Source organism: Acidovorax sp. NO-1, assembly GCF_000238595.1.
Classification (GTDB): Bacteria; Pseudomonadota; Gammaproteobacteria; order Burkholderiales; family Burkholderiaceae_C; genus Acidovorax.
In genome coordinates this window covers 1-13,005 of the sequence record NZ_AGTS01000149.1, presented here as the reverse complement: position 1 = coordinate 13,005, position 13,005 = coordinate 1, and the positions used below count along the sequence as shown (strand labels likewise).

The following is a 13,005-nucleotide window of genomic DNA, read 5'->3' as shown; positions in this document are numbered from 1 at the left end:
GCATTACCGGCCCGAAAAAGACAATCAAAACGATCCAGGGGGATCGATCTTTCTGCGTGTCCCCAGAAAAAAGCTCCCGGCCTGCCAGGGACAGGACGGGAGCTTTCTGGAGCCAGCCCGGGAGCTTAGTCAGCGGCTGCGTCGGTAGCGGCGGATGCGCTGCCTTCGACTTCCGTTGCTTCGCCCTGGGCTTCCATCTCGGCGGCTTCGGCTTCGGCGATGGCACGGCGCTCTGCGTCGTCCATGGCGTCCTTGGCCTTGCGTGCCTGGTGGTAGGCCAGGCCGGTACCAGCCGGGATCAAGCGACCCACGATCACGTTTTCCTTCAGGCCACGCAGCTCGTCGCGCTTGCCCATGATGGCCGCCTCGGTAAGCACGCGGGTGGTTTCCTGGAAGGAAGCGGCGGAGATGAACGAGTCGGTCGACAGCGATGCCTTCGTGATACCCAGCAGCAGGTTGCTGTAGGTCGCAGGAATCTTGCCTTCGGACTGCAGTGCCTCGTTGGTGTTGAGGATCTCGGAACGCTCGACCTGTTCACCGGCAATGTAGTTCGACTCGCCGACGTTCTCGACCACGACGCGGCGCAGCATCTGGCGAACGATCACCTCGATGTGCTTGTCGTTGATCTTCACGCCCTGCAAGCGGTACACGTCCTGCACTTCATCGACGATGTAGCGCGACAGCTCTTCGATACCCAGCAAACGCAGGATGTCCTGCGGGTCGGCCGGGCCGTCCACAATCGATTCGCCCTTGTTCACCACCTGGCCTTCGTGCACCAGGATGTTCTTTTCCTTGGGCACGAGTTCTTCGAACACGTGGCCTTCAGGATCGGTGATCTGCAGGCGGACCTTGCCCTTGGTTTCCTTGCCGAACGACACGGTACCGGTCATCTCGGCCAGCGTGCCCTTGTCCTTGGGCGTACGGGCTTCGAACAGCTCGGCCACGCGGGGCAGACCGCCGGTAATGTCGCGGGTCTTCTGGCCTTCGACCGGAATACGCGCCAGCACTTCGCCGGGGCCCACATCCTGGCCGTCGCGCACCTGGATCAGAGCGCCCACCTGGAAGCCGATGGTCACCGAGTGGTCGGTGCCGGGGATCTTCACCTCGTTGCCCTGGGCGTCAATCAGCTTGACCTGCGGACGAACGACCTTGGCAGCGCCGCGGCGCTTGGGGTCGATCACCACCAGCGTGGACAGGCCGGTCACTTCATCGACCTGCTTGGCAACGGTGAGGCCTTCTTCGACGTTCTCGAACTTGGTCTGACCGGCGAACTCGGTGATGATGGGTCGCGTCAGCGGATCCCAGTTGGCCAGGATCGTGCCGGCCTTGATCTGCTGGTCGGCCTTCACCGTCAGCGTGGCGCCGTAAGGCACCTTGTGGCGCTCACGCTCGCGGCCATGCTCGTCCTGGATGATGATCTCACCCGAACGTGCAATCACCACCAGCTCGCCCTTGGTGTTGCTCACGTAGCGCATCGTGGCATTGAAGCCGATCACGCCGTTGGACTTGGCTTCCACGCTGGACGCGATGGCAGCACGCGAAGCGGCACCACCGATGTGGAACGTACGCATGGTCAGCTGCGTGCCGGGCTCGCCGATGGACTGGGCAGCGATCACACCCACGGCTTCGCCGAGGTTGATCAGGCCGCCACGGCCCAGGTCGCGGCCATAGCACTTGGCGCACAGGCCATAGCGGGTTTCGCAGGTCAGTGCGGTACGCACCTTCACTTCGTCCACGCCAGCGCTTTCCAGCTCTTCGATCACGTCTTCTTCGAGCATCACGCCCGCTTCGACCAGCACAGCGCGGGTTTCGGGGTGCAGCACGTCTTCGGCGGCGGTGCGGCCCAGGATACGGTCGCGCAGCGACTCGATCACTTCACCACCTTCGACGATGGCGCGCATCAGCGAACCATTGGAAGTGCCGCAGTCCTCTTCGGTCACGACCAGATCCTGCGTCACGTCCACCAGACGGCGCGTGAGGTAACCCGAGTTGGCCGTCTTCAGCGCCGTGTCGGCCAGACCCTTACGGGCACCGTGGGTGGAGATGAAGTACTCCAGCACGTTCAGGCCTTCGCGGAAGTTCGCGGTGATGGGCGTTTCGATGATCGAGCCGTCTGGCTTGGCCATCAGACCCCGCATACCGGCCACCTGGCGGATCTGGGCGGCAGAGCCACGGGCGCCGGAGTCGGCCATCATGTAGATGGAGTTGAAGGACTCCTGATCCACTTCCTTGCCGTGGCGGTCCATGACCTTCTGCTTGGACAGCTGGGCCATCATCACCTTGGAGACTTCGTCACCGGCCTTGCCCCAGATGTCCACCACCTTGTTGTAGCGCTCGCCAGACGTCACCAGACCGGACACATACTGCTGTTCGATCTCTTTGACTTCCTTCTCGGAGCGCTCGATGATGCCGGCCTTTTGCGGCGGCACCAGCATGTCGTCAATGGCGATGGAGATACCGGCGCGTGTGGCCAGGCGAAAGCCGTTTTGCAGCAGCTTGTCGGCAAACACCACGGTTTCCTTCAGGCCGCACTTGCGGAAGGACACGTTGATGAGCTTGGAGATTTCCTTCTTCTTGAGCGCCTTGTTCATGTGCGAGAACGGCAACCCCTTGGGGAGGATTTCAGACAGCAGCGCACGGCCCGCCGTGGTTTCGACCAGAGAGTACGACGGCACGAATTCGCCGGTTTCCTTGTCCTTGGTCCACTCGGTCATGCGCACCGTGATCTTGGCGGCCAGCTCCACTTCGCCAGCGTCCAGGGCACGTTGCACTTCGCCGGTATCGGCAAACACCAGGCCTTCGCCCTTGCCGTTGATGCGGTCGCGGGTGGCGTAGTACAGGCCCAGCACCACGTCCTGCGAAGGCACGATGGAGGGCTCGCCCGACGCAGGGAACAGCACGTTGTTGGAGGCCAGCATCAGCGTGCGGGCTTCCATCTGCGCTTCCACCGACAGCGGCACGTGAACAGCCATCTGGTCACCGTCGAAGTCGGCGTTGAAGGCCGCGCAAACGAGGGGGTGCAACTGGATGGCCTTGCCTTCGATCAGGATGGGCTCAAAGGCCTGGATACCCAAACGGTGCAGCGTAGGCGCACGGTTCAGCATCACGGGGTGCTCTTTGATGACCTCTTCCAGAATGTCCCACACCACGGGGGTGCCGGATTCGACTTCCTTCTTGGCGGCCTTGATCGTCGTCGCGATGCCCATGGCTTCGAGGCGCGAGAAGATGAAGGGCTTGAACAGCTCCAGCGCCATCAGCTTGGGCAGACCGCACTGGTGCAGCTTGAGCGTTGGGCCCACGGTAATCACGGAACGACCGGAGTAGTCCACGCGCTTACCCAGCAAGTTCTGGCGGAAGCGGCCCGACTTACCCTTGATCATGTCAGCCAGGGACTTCAGTGCGCGCTTATTGGCGCCGGTCATGGCCTTGCCACGGCGGCCGTTGTCCAACAGCGAATCGACAGCCTCTTGCAGCATCCGCTTTTCGTTGCGCGCGATGATTTCAGGGGCCTTCAGCTCCAGCAGGCGGCGCAGACGCGAGTTGCGGTTGATGACGCGGCGGTACAGGTCGTTCAGGTCGGATGTGGCGAAGCGGCCACCGTCCAGCGGCACCAGCGGACGCAGGTCCGGGGGCAGCACGGGCAGCACTTCCAGCACCATCCACTCGGGCTTGATGCCCGACTTCTTGAACGCTTCCAGCACCTTCAGGCGCTTGGCGTTCTTCTTGACCTTGACTTCGGAGCCGGTCAGGTCGCCGCGCAGCTTCTCGATCGACAGGTCGATGTCGATGGATTCCAGCAGGTCCTTGATGCCTTCAGCGCCCATCTTGGCGATGAATTCGTCGCCGTATTCCTTGCGCTTGGCGTCGTAGTCGTCCTCGGACATGATGCTGAACTTCTTCAGCGGGGTCATGCCGGGGTCGGTCACCACGTAGGCTTCAAAGTACAGCACGCGTTCGATGTCGCGCAGGGTCATGTCCAGCACCAGGCCCAGACGCGATGGCAGCGACTTCAGGAACCAGATGTGGGCGCAAGGCGCGGCCAGATCGATGTGGCCCATGCGCTCGCGGCGCACCTTGGTCTGCGTGACTTCCACGCCGCACTTCTCGCAGATCACGCCGCGGTGCTTCAGGCGCTTGTACTTGCCGCACAGGCATTCGTAGTCCTTGATAGGACCAAAAATCTTGGCGCAGAACAGGCCGTCGCGCTCGGGCTTGAACGTACGGTAGTTGATGGTTTCGGGCTTCTTCACTTCACCGAAAGACCACGAACGGATCTTCTCGGGCGAGGCCATGCCAATGCGGATGGCGTCAAAGTGCTCATCCGGCGTAAATTGCTTGAACAGGTCGAGTAGCGATTTCATGTGACTCTTTCCTTTTCGTCAAAAATCATAGCTACCAGCGCTTGATACACGGGGCTTTGGATGCTTAAACATACGCAAAGCCTTTATTAACAAGCGCTAGCAGCTCACTTTTTTAATAATCCCGATCCTGTTCAGGAGCGTTCGAGTTCGATGTCCAGGCCCAGGGAACGAATTTCCTTGACCAGCACATTGAACGATTCCGGCATGCCGGCTTCGATGGCGTGTTCGCCCTTGACGATGGATTCGTACACCTTGGTACGGCCCACCACATCGTCGGACTTCACGGTCAGCATTTCCTGCAGCACGTAGGCGGCGCCGTACGCTTCCAGCGCCCACACTTCCATTTCCCCGAAACGCTGGCCACCGAACTGCGCCTTACCACCCAGCGGCTGCTGCGTGACGAGCGAGTAAGGACCAGTCGAGCGGGCGTGCATCTTGTCGTCCACCAAGTGGTGCAGCTTCAGGTAATGCATGTAGCCGATGGTGGTCGGGCGCTCAAAGCGCTCGCCCGTGCGGCCGTCAAACAGGTAAGCCTGCGTGCGGGTGGGCGTGAGGCCCTTGCGTTCGGCGATGTCGTCCGGGTAGGCGATCTTGAGCATGTCCTTGATTTCTTCTTCCGAAGCACCATCGAACACGGGCGTCGCATAGGGCACACCGTTGGTCAGGTTGGCAGCCATGGCCATCACGTCGTCATCGCTGAGCAGCGAGAGGTCTTCCGTGCGGCCGCGCGAGTTGTACACCTCTTCGAGGAACTTGCGCACTTCAGCGGCCTTGGCCTGCTCCTGCAGCATGTTGCCGATGCGCTGGCCAATGCCCTTGCCGGCCCAGCCCAGGTGAACTTCCAGCACCTGACCAATGTTCATCCGCGATGGCACGCCCAGCGGGTTCAGAACGATGTCGGCAGGGGTGCCGTCGGCCATGTAAGGCATGTCTTCGACGGGAACGATCTTGGACACCACACCCTTGTTACCGTGGCGGCCTGCCATCTTGTCACCAGGCTGCAGGCGGCGCTTGACGGCCAGGTACACCTTAACCATCTTGAGCACGCCAGCGGGCAGCTCGTCGCCTTGCGTGAGCTTCTTGCGCTTTTCTTCAAAAGCCAGGTCGAAGCTGTGGCGCGTCTGCTCCAGCGAATTCTTGATGGATTCGAGCTGGGTGGCGACTTCGTCTTCCGCAGGGCGGATGTCAAACCAGTGGAACTTCTCCACCGAGGCCAGGTAAGCCTTGTCGATCTTCGTGCCCTTGGCCAGCTTTTGCGGGCCACCGTTGGCCACGCGACCGGTCAGCAGCTTCTCGATACGATCAAAGGCGTCGGCTTCCACAATGCGCAGCTGGTCGTTCAGGTCGAGGCGGAAGCGCTTGAGTTCATCGTCGATGATCTGCTGGGCGCGCTTGTCGCGCTGGATGCCTTCGCGGGTGAACACCTGCACGTCGATCACCGTGCCTTGCGAGCCCTGGTCCACGCGCAGCGAGGTGTCCTTCACATCCGATGCCTTCTCGCCGAAGATGGCGCGCAGGAGCTTCTCTTCGGGCGTGAGGGTGGTTTCGCCCTTGGGCGTGACCTTGCCCACCAGCGTATCGCCGGGCTGCACTTCGGCGCCCACGTAGATGATGCCGGACTCGTCCAGGCGGTTCAGCTGCTGTTCCGACAGATTCGGAATGTCGCGCGTGATTTCTTCGGCGCCCAGCTTGGTGTCGCGGGCCATCACCACCAGTTCCTCGATGTGGATCGAGGTGTAGCGGTCTTCGGCCACCACGCGTTCGGAGATCAGGATCGAGTCTTCGAAGTTGTAGCCGTTCCAGGGCATGAACGCGATCAGCATGTTCTGGCCGATGGCGATTTCGCCAAAGTCCGTCGATGCGCCGTCGGCGATCACATCACCCTTGACCAGCATGTCGCCCTTCTTGACGATGGGGCGCTGGTGGATGTTGGTGTTCTGGTTCGAACGCTGGTACTTGATCAGGTTGTAGATGTCCACGCCCACTTCGCCAGCCACGGCTTCGGCGTCGTTCACGCGCACCACGATGCGGGTGGCATCCACGTAATCCACGATGCCACCACGGTTGGCCGTGACCACCGTGCCGGAATCGACTGCAGCAACGCGCTCGATACCCGTGCCGACCAGCGGCTTTTCGGGGCGCAGCACAGGCACGGCCTGGCGCGACATGTTGGCGCCCATCAGTGCGCGGTTCGCATCGTCGTGCTCCAGGAACGGAACCAGCGAAGCCGCCACGGAAACGATCTGTGCAGGCGACACGTCCATGTACTGCACACGGTCTGCGCCGCACAGGATGGACTCACCCTTTTCACGGGCGGAGACCAGTTCGCCCGTCAGGCGGCCGTCCTTGTCGAGCTGCGCATTCGCCTGCGCAATCACGTACTTGCCTTCTTCGATGGCAGAGAGGTAATCGATGTCGTTGGTCACCTTGCCATCCACCACGCGACGGTACGGGGTTTCAATGAAACCGTACTCGTTCAGGCGGGCGTACAGGGCCAGCGAGTTGATCAGACCAATGTTCGGGCCTTCAGGCGTTTCGATAGGGCAGACGCGGCCATAGTGGGTCACGTGCACGTCACGCACTTCAAAGCCTGCACGTTCGCGGGTCAGACCGCCTGGGCCCAGTGCGGACACGCGGCGCTTGTGCGTGATTTCCGCCAGCGGGTTGGTCTGGTCCATGAACTGCGACAGCTGGGATGCGCCGAAGAATTCCTTCAGTGCGGCCGAGATCGGCTTGCTGTTGATCAGGTCGTGGGGCATCAGCGGCTCTTGCTCGGCCTGGCCCAGACGTTCCTTTACAGCCTTCTCGATACGTGCGAGGCCGGTGCGGTACTGGTTTTCGGCCAGCTCGCCCACGCAACGCACGCGGCGGTTGCCCAGGTGATCGATGTCATCGACTTCGCCGTTGCCGTTGCGCAGGTCCACCAGAATCTTGACCACGGCCAGGATGTCTTCGTTGGACAGCACCATGGGGCCGGTGGATTCGTCGCGGCCAATCTTGGCGTTGAACTTCATGCGGCCCACGCGCGACAGGTCGTACGTGTCGGGGTTGTAGAACAGGCGCTGGAACAACGCCTGCACGGCGTCTTCCGTCGGCGGTTCGCCAGGACGCATCATGCGGTAGATGGCCACGCGCGCAGCAAACTCGTCCACCGTTTCATCGATGCGCAGCGTTTGCGAGATGTAGGCACCTTGGTCGAGTTCGTTGGTGTAGATGACCTGCAGGTCTTGCACGCCAGCAGAGCGCAGCTTCTTGAGCAGCGCTTCGGTCAGCTCTTCGTTGGCCTTGGCGATGATTTCGCCGGTGTCGGCGTCCACAATATTGCGGGCGACCACGCGGCCAATGAGGAAGTCTTCGGGCACGCTGATGTGCGTGGTGCCAGACTGCTCCAGCTCACGGGTGTGGCGCGCGGTGATGCGCTTGTCCTTGGCGACGATGACCTTGCCGCTCTTGTCGGTAATGTCAAAGCGCGCCACTTCACCCTTGAGGCGCTCGGACACGAATTCCATCTGCGCGCCACTGTCCATCAGGCGGAAATTGTCGTTGACGAAGAAGTTCGCCAGGATGGACTCGGGGTTCAGGCCGATGGCCTTGAGCAGGATCGTGACCGGCATCTTGCGGCGGCGGTCCACACGGAAGTACAGGATGTCCTTGGGGTCGAACTCGAAATCCAGCCATGAGCCACGGTATGGAATGATCCGTGCCGAGAACAGCAGCTTGCCCGAGCTGTGCGTCTTGCCCTTGTCGTGTTCAAAGAACACGCCAGGCGAACGGGGCAACTGCGACACGATCACGCGCTCGGTACCGTTGATGATGAACGAGCCCTTGTCGGTCATCAGGGGCACTTCACCCATGTAGACCTCTTGCTCCTTCACTTCCTTGACCACCTTGGACTGCGATGTCGAGGACTCGCGGTCATAGATGATCAGCTGAACCTTGGCGCGCACGGCCGAGGCAAAGGTCAGACCACGTGTCTGGCACTCGCGCACGTCAAAAGCCGGCTTGGCCAGGTTGTATTCGATGAACTTCATCTCCACAAACCCGTTGTGGGAGACGATGGGGAAGGCGGCGTCAAATGCAGCCTGAAGACCTTCAATGGTACGTTTTTGGGGTGCTTTATCAGCCTGCAAGAAAGCGGTGTAGGCATCCTTCTGCATCTGCAGCAGATAAGGAACTTCGAGCACGCTATCGCGGGTGCCGAAACTTTTGCGAATTCGCTTGCGTTCGGTGTAGGAATAGGCCATGAGATCTCCGGGCAAAGACATGAGTCCTGGGTCTTCGACGACTGACCCACAAGGAGCGTTGTCCTTATGGGCTTGGCGGTTGGCCACTACCAACCATGGCGGACGGTGATGCGTTGCACATCACCCGAACCAAGGCGTCTTCTGCTGTCGGGGTTGTCAGAAGACACTCGAAAGCCTCGTTGCGAACGGGGCTTACGGGTGCTCTCTGAAAGCACCAAAGGCTGGAGGCCCTTTGAGGAGCACTCCAGCCCTTGAGCAAGACCGAATTACTTGAGTTCGGCCTTGGCGCCGGCTTCCACCAGCTTCTTGACGGCTGCTTCGGCGTCGGCCTTGGCAATGCCTTCCTTGACGTTCTTGGGAGCGCCGTCCACCAGGTCCTTGGCTTCCTTGAGGCCCAGGCCGGTGATTTCGCGCACTGCCTTGATGACGGACACCTTGTTGGCGCCGGCTTCCGTCAGCACCACGTTGAATTCCGTCTTTTCTTCGGCAGCAGCAGCGCCAGCGCCACCACCAGCGGCAGCAGGAGCAGCCATGGCTGCAGCGCTCACGCCAAACTTCTCTTCAATGGCCTTCACCAGGTCATTGAGTTCCAGAACCGTCATGCTGTCCAGCGCGGTCAAAAATGCGTCTTTATCGAATGCCATTTTGATTTCCTAACAATTGTGTTGGTTGACTGCCCAGCTATCAAGCTGCTGCAGGTTCGGCGGCCGGAGCGGCTGCGCCTTCGCCTTTTTTCGCCGCCAGTGCGCCCAGCACAACGGCCGTACGCGACATGGGGGACATAAGCAAGCCACAAATCTGAGCCAGCAGAACTTCCTTGGAAGGAATGTTGGCCAGTTGCTTCACGCCGTTAACGTCCAGGGCTTTACCACCGAAAGCGCCACCGCGAATCACCAACTTGTCGTTGGTCTTCGCAAAGTCAGCCACCACTTTCGCGGCGGCCACGGCGTCTTCGGAGAAGCCATAGATCAGGGGACCAGTCATCTGGTCAGCCACCACGTCAAACTGGCTGCCTGCCACAGCACGGCGGGCCAGGGTGTTCTTCAGAACACTCAGGCTCACACCCTTGCTGCGTGCATCAACGCGCAGTTTGGTCATGTCGGCGACCGTGATGCCACGGTATTCCGCGATCACAAGCGTTTGAGCTTTAGCGGCGAGGCTGGTCACTTCACTGATGACCGCTTCTTTCTCACTGCGATTAAGACTCAAGGTCTACTCCTTAAATTGCGCATTCAGGCTTGCACCCTCCTGCGCGCTCTTGTTGCAGCGACCAACTGTTTCGGAACGAATTCCATCTGCAGCGGGATCGCCATCTGCGTTGGCCCCACAAGGGGATTAAGTGCGGCGAGCCACACACCAACGGTCTTGGATGGCCTGCAGGCAGGTATTGCACCACCTGCAGCCCACCACATCAGGCCCTTTGACAGGCCCGAAGATTTTTTATCGCAATTACGCTGCGATGGATTGCGTATCCACGCGGACGCCAACGCCCATCGTGGAGGACACAGCAACCTTGCGCAGGTACAGGCCCTTGCTAGAAGCTGGCTTGGCCTTGTTCAGGGCATCGATCAGCGCAGCCAGATTGCCTTGCAGCTTTTCGTTGTCGAACGAGCGGCGGCCAATGGTGCTGTGCACGATACCGGCCTTGTCCACGCGGAACTGCACTTGACCAGCCTTGGCGTTCTTCACAGCGGTGGCGACGTCAGGGGTCACGGTGCCAACCTTGGGGTTAGGCATCAGTCCACGAGGGCCGAGGATCTGGCCCAGGGTACCCACAACGCGCATGGCGTCAGGGGCAGCAATCACCACGTCGAAAGGCATGTCACCAGCCTTGACCATGGCGGCCAAGTCGTCCATGCCAACGATGTCAGCACCTGCAGCCTTGGCTTCATCTGCCTTGGCGCCTTGCGCAAACACAGCCACGCGGGTCGTCTTGCCAGTGCCATTGGGCAGCACCACGGCGCCACGCACCACTTGATCCGACTTCTTGGCATCGATGCCCAGTTGCACTGCCACGTCGATGGACTCATCGAACTTGGCCGTTGCAGCTTCTTTCACGAGCGCCACTGCATCTGCAAAAGCGTACAGCTTGGTGCTGTCAACCTTGCCCTGCAGGGCCTTTTGCTTTTTCGTCAACTTGGCCATTTACAAACCCTCCACCGTCACGCCCATCGAGCGTGCGGAACCAGCCAGCGTACGGACAGCAGCGTCAACGTTAGCGGCGTTCATGTCCTTCATCTTGGTCTTGGCGATCTCTTCGAGCTGTTCGCGCGTGATCTTGCCAACCTTGGTCTTCAGGGCATTGGAAGAACCCTTTTCGAGCTTGATGGCCTTCTTGATCAGGGTCGTCGCGGGAGGCGTCTTGATGATGAAGGTAAAGCTCTTGTCCGCAAATGCCGTGATGACCACGGGCAATGGCAGACCTGGCTCCACACCTTGGGTCTGGGCGTTGAACGCCTTGCAGAACTCCATGATGTTGAGACCGCGCTGGCCCAGTGCGGGACCAATGGGTGGTGACGGGTTGGCCTTACCAGCTGGAACTTGCAGCTTGATAAAACCGACGATTTTTTTCGCCATGCTTTACTCCTTGCGGGTGATAACGCCAGCGCCGCACTACGCAGCTTGTGGCTCCCCGGGGTTAACGACTCGCTATCAAAATGTTCGCACCGAGCCGAAAAGTGCGACATCCAGATCCATGCCTGAGGGTGCAGGCTTCAGGTTTTTTCTACCTGACCGAATTCCAACTCAACCGGCGTTGAGCGACCGAAAATCATGACAGAGACGCGTACGCGGCTCTTTTCATAATTCACTTCTTCCACAGAGCCATTAAAGTCTGTGAAGGGCCCTTCCTTGACCCGGACCAACTCACCCACCATAAACTCGATCTTGTGGCGAGGCTTGTCCGTGCCTTCCTGCATCTGGCTGACAATTTTCTGGACTTCTTCTTCAGAAATGGGGGCTGGCCGATTCTTTGCCCCACCCACAAATCCAGTCACCTTGTTGGTGTGCTTCACCAAGTGCCAGGTGTCGTCGTCCATGACCATTTCGACGAATACGTAGCCAGGAAAAAGCCGACGCTCGGTCGTTTTACGCTGACCGTTTTTCATCTCCACAACTTCTTCGGTCGGGACGAGAATACGGCCAAATTTGTCCTGCATGCCAGAGCGACCGATACGCTCCAGAATGTTGCGTTCCACCGCCTTTTCCATGCCCGAATAGGCATGGACGATGTACCAGCGCAAGTCTGGATTCGCCGATGCAGCAGCGCCGGCAGGAGCTTCCGCTCCAGTGATTTCCGCAGCCGTGGTCATGACTTCCTCCAACCTAAAACCAAGTCGTACAAGACCCATTCCAGCGTCTTGTCGGTGAGCCACAGGAAAAGCGCCATCACCACAACAAATGCAAACACGTAGGCGGTCATCTGCAAGGTTTCCTTGCGGGTGGGCCACACGACCTTCTTCACTTCACGCCAAGCATCCTTGGCAAAGGCTACAAACTGGCGGCCAGGCTCGGAGACCAAAAACATTCCTGCTGCGGCAATCAGCCCAGCAATGAGCGCCCCCCATTGAGCAATCGGTCCTTGCTTGCTCAGCAAATAAAAGCCCGCCACCGAAGCGACCACCAAAGCCACAACTGCTGCGAGCTTGATCTTGTCTGCGCCGGTATTGACAGTTTCAACCTGTGAAGTGGCCATCTTTGAAATATTTCCTGCTTCTGAACACGGTGTCACCTAAGACGCCGAAGCCCGCCAGGGTCTGGCGGGCTTGTTTTGGGCCACTTTCAAGTGGCAGGGGCAGTAGGAATCGAACCTACAACCTTCGGTTTTGGAGACCGACGCTCTGCCAATTGAGCTATACCCCTGTATCCTGCCAATTAAGCAATGATCTTGGCCACGACGCCAGCGCCGACGGTACGGCCGCCTTCGCGGATAGCGAAGCGCAGACCTTCTTCCATGGCGATGGGGTTGATCAGCTTCACAGTGATCGACACGTTGTCGCCAGGCATGACCATTTCCTTGTCGGCTGGCAGCTCGATGGCGCCGGTCACGTCCGTGGTACGGAAGTAGAACTGGGGACGGTAGTTGTTGAAGAAGGGGGTGTGGCGGCCGCCTTCGTCCTTGCTCAGCACATACACTTCAGCGGTGAAGTGCGTGTGGGGCTTGATCGAGCCGGGCTTGCACAACACCTGGCCACGCTCCACGTCTTCGCGCTTGGTGCCGCGCAGCAGCAGGCCGACGTTGTCGCCAGCCTGGCCCTGGTCCAGCAGCTTGCGGAACATTTCCACGCCGGTGCAGGTGGTCTTGACAGTGTCCTTGATACCGACGATTTCGATTTCTTCGCCGACCTTGATGATGCCGCGCTCGATACGGCCGGTCACCACGGTGCCGCGACCAGAGATCG

Annotated in this window: 9 protein-coding genes and 1 tRNA gene; all 10 read right to left on the bottom strand. The window is 59.9% G+C overall.

Translation table 11 applies throughout. The annotated features are described in order from the left end of the window. Positions 1 to 125 precede the first annotated feature (125 nt). Positions 126 to 4,361, bottom strand: coding sequence for a DNA-directed RNA polymerase subunit beta' (gene rpoC / locus KYG_RS21710; protein WP_008907087.1), 4,236 nt, complete (start codon positions 4,359 to 4,361; stop codon positions 126 to 128). A gap of 131 nt (positions 4,362 to 4,492) precedes the next feature. After that, the gene (gene rpoB / locus KYG_RS21705; protein WP_008907086.1) at positions 4,493 to 8,605 is read right to left on the bottom strand and encodes a DNA-directed RNA polymerase subunit beta; all 4,113 of its coding nucleotides are present in this window, start codon (positions 8,603 to 8,605) and stop codon (positions 4,493 to 4,495) included. Between the two features lie 266 nt (positions 8,606 to 8,871). Beyond that, complete coding sequence (gene rplL, locus KYG_RS21700; protein WP_008907085.1) at positions 8,872 to 9,249, bottom strand: 50S ribosomal protein L7/L12; 378 nt, start codon at positions 9,247 to 9,249, stop codon at positions 8,872 to 8,874. Between the two features lie 40 nt (positions 9,250 to 9,289). Beyond that, positions 9,290 to 9,814 (bottom strand): 50S ribosomal protein L10, encoded by a 525-nt coding sequence (gene rplJ, locus KYG_RS21695; RefSeq protein ID WP_034695835.1) that lies wholly within the window; start codon positions 9,812 to 9,814, stop codon positions 9,290 to 9,292. 240 nt (positions 9,815 to 10,054) lie between these two features. After that, positions 10,055 to 10,750: a 50S ribosomal protein L1 gene (rplA, locus tag KYG_RS21690; RefSeq protein WP_008907083.1), complete on the bottom strand. Its 696-nt coding sequence runs from the start codon at positions 10,748 to 10,750 to the stop codon at positions 10,055 to 10,057. Next, positions 10,751 to 11,182, bottom strand: coding sequence for a 50S ribosomal protein L11 (gene rplK, locus KYG_RS21685; RefSeq protein WP_008907082.1), 432 nt, complete (start codon positions 11,180 to 11,182; stop codon positions 10,751 to 10,753). A gap of 137 nt (positions 11,183 to 11,319) precedes the next feature. Further along, positions 11,320 to 11,916, bottom strand: coding sequence for a transcription termination/antitermination protein NusG (gene nusG / locus KYG_RS21680; RefSeq protein WP_008907081.1), 597 nt, complete (start codon positions 11,914 to 11,916; stop codon positions 11,320 to 11,322). After that, complete coding sequence (gene secE / locus KYG_RS21675) at positions 11,913 to 12,299, bottom strand: preprotein translocase subunit SecE (protein ID WP_008907080.1); 387 nt, start codon at positions 12,297 to 12,299, stop codon at positions 11,913 to 11,915. The genes nusG and secE overlap by 4 nt, the downstream gene beginning before the upstream one ends. A gap of 91 nt (positions 12,300 to 12,390) precedes the next feature. Then, positions 12,391 to 12,466: transfer RNA gene (locus KYG_RS21670), tRNA-Trp, on the bottom strand. 12 nt (positions 12,467 to 12,478) lie between these two features. Beyond that, positions 12,479 to 13,005, bottom strand: a 527-nt coding sequence (locus tag KYG_RS21665) for an EF-Tu/IF-2/RF-3 family GTPase (protein WP_008906423.1), incomplete at its 5' end; no start/stop codon positions are given.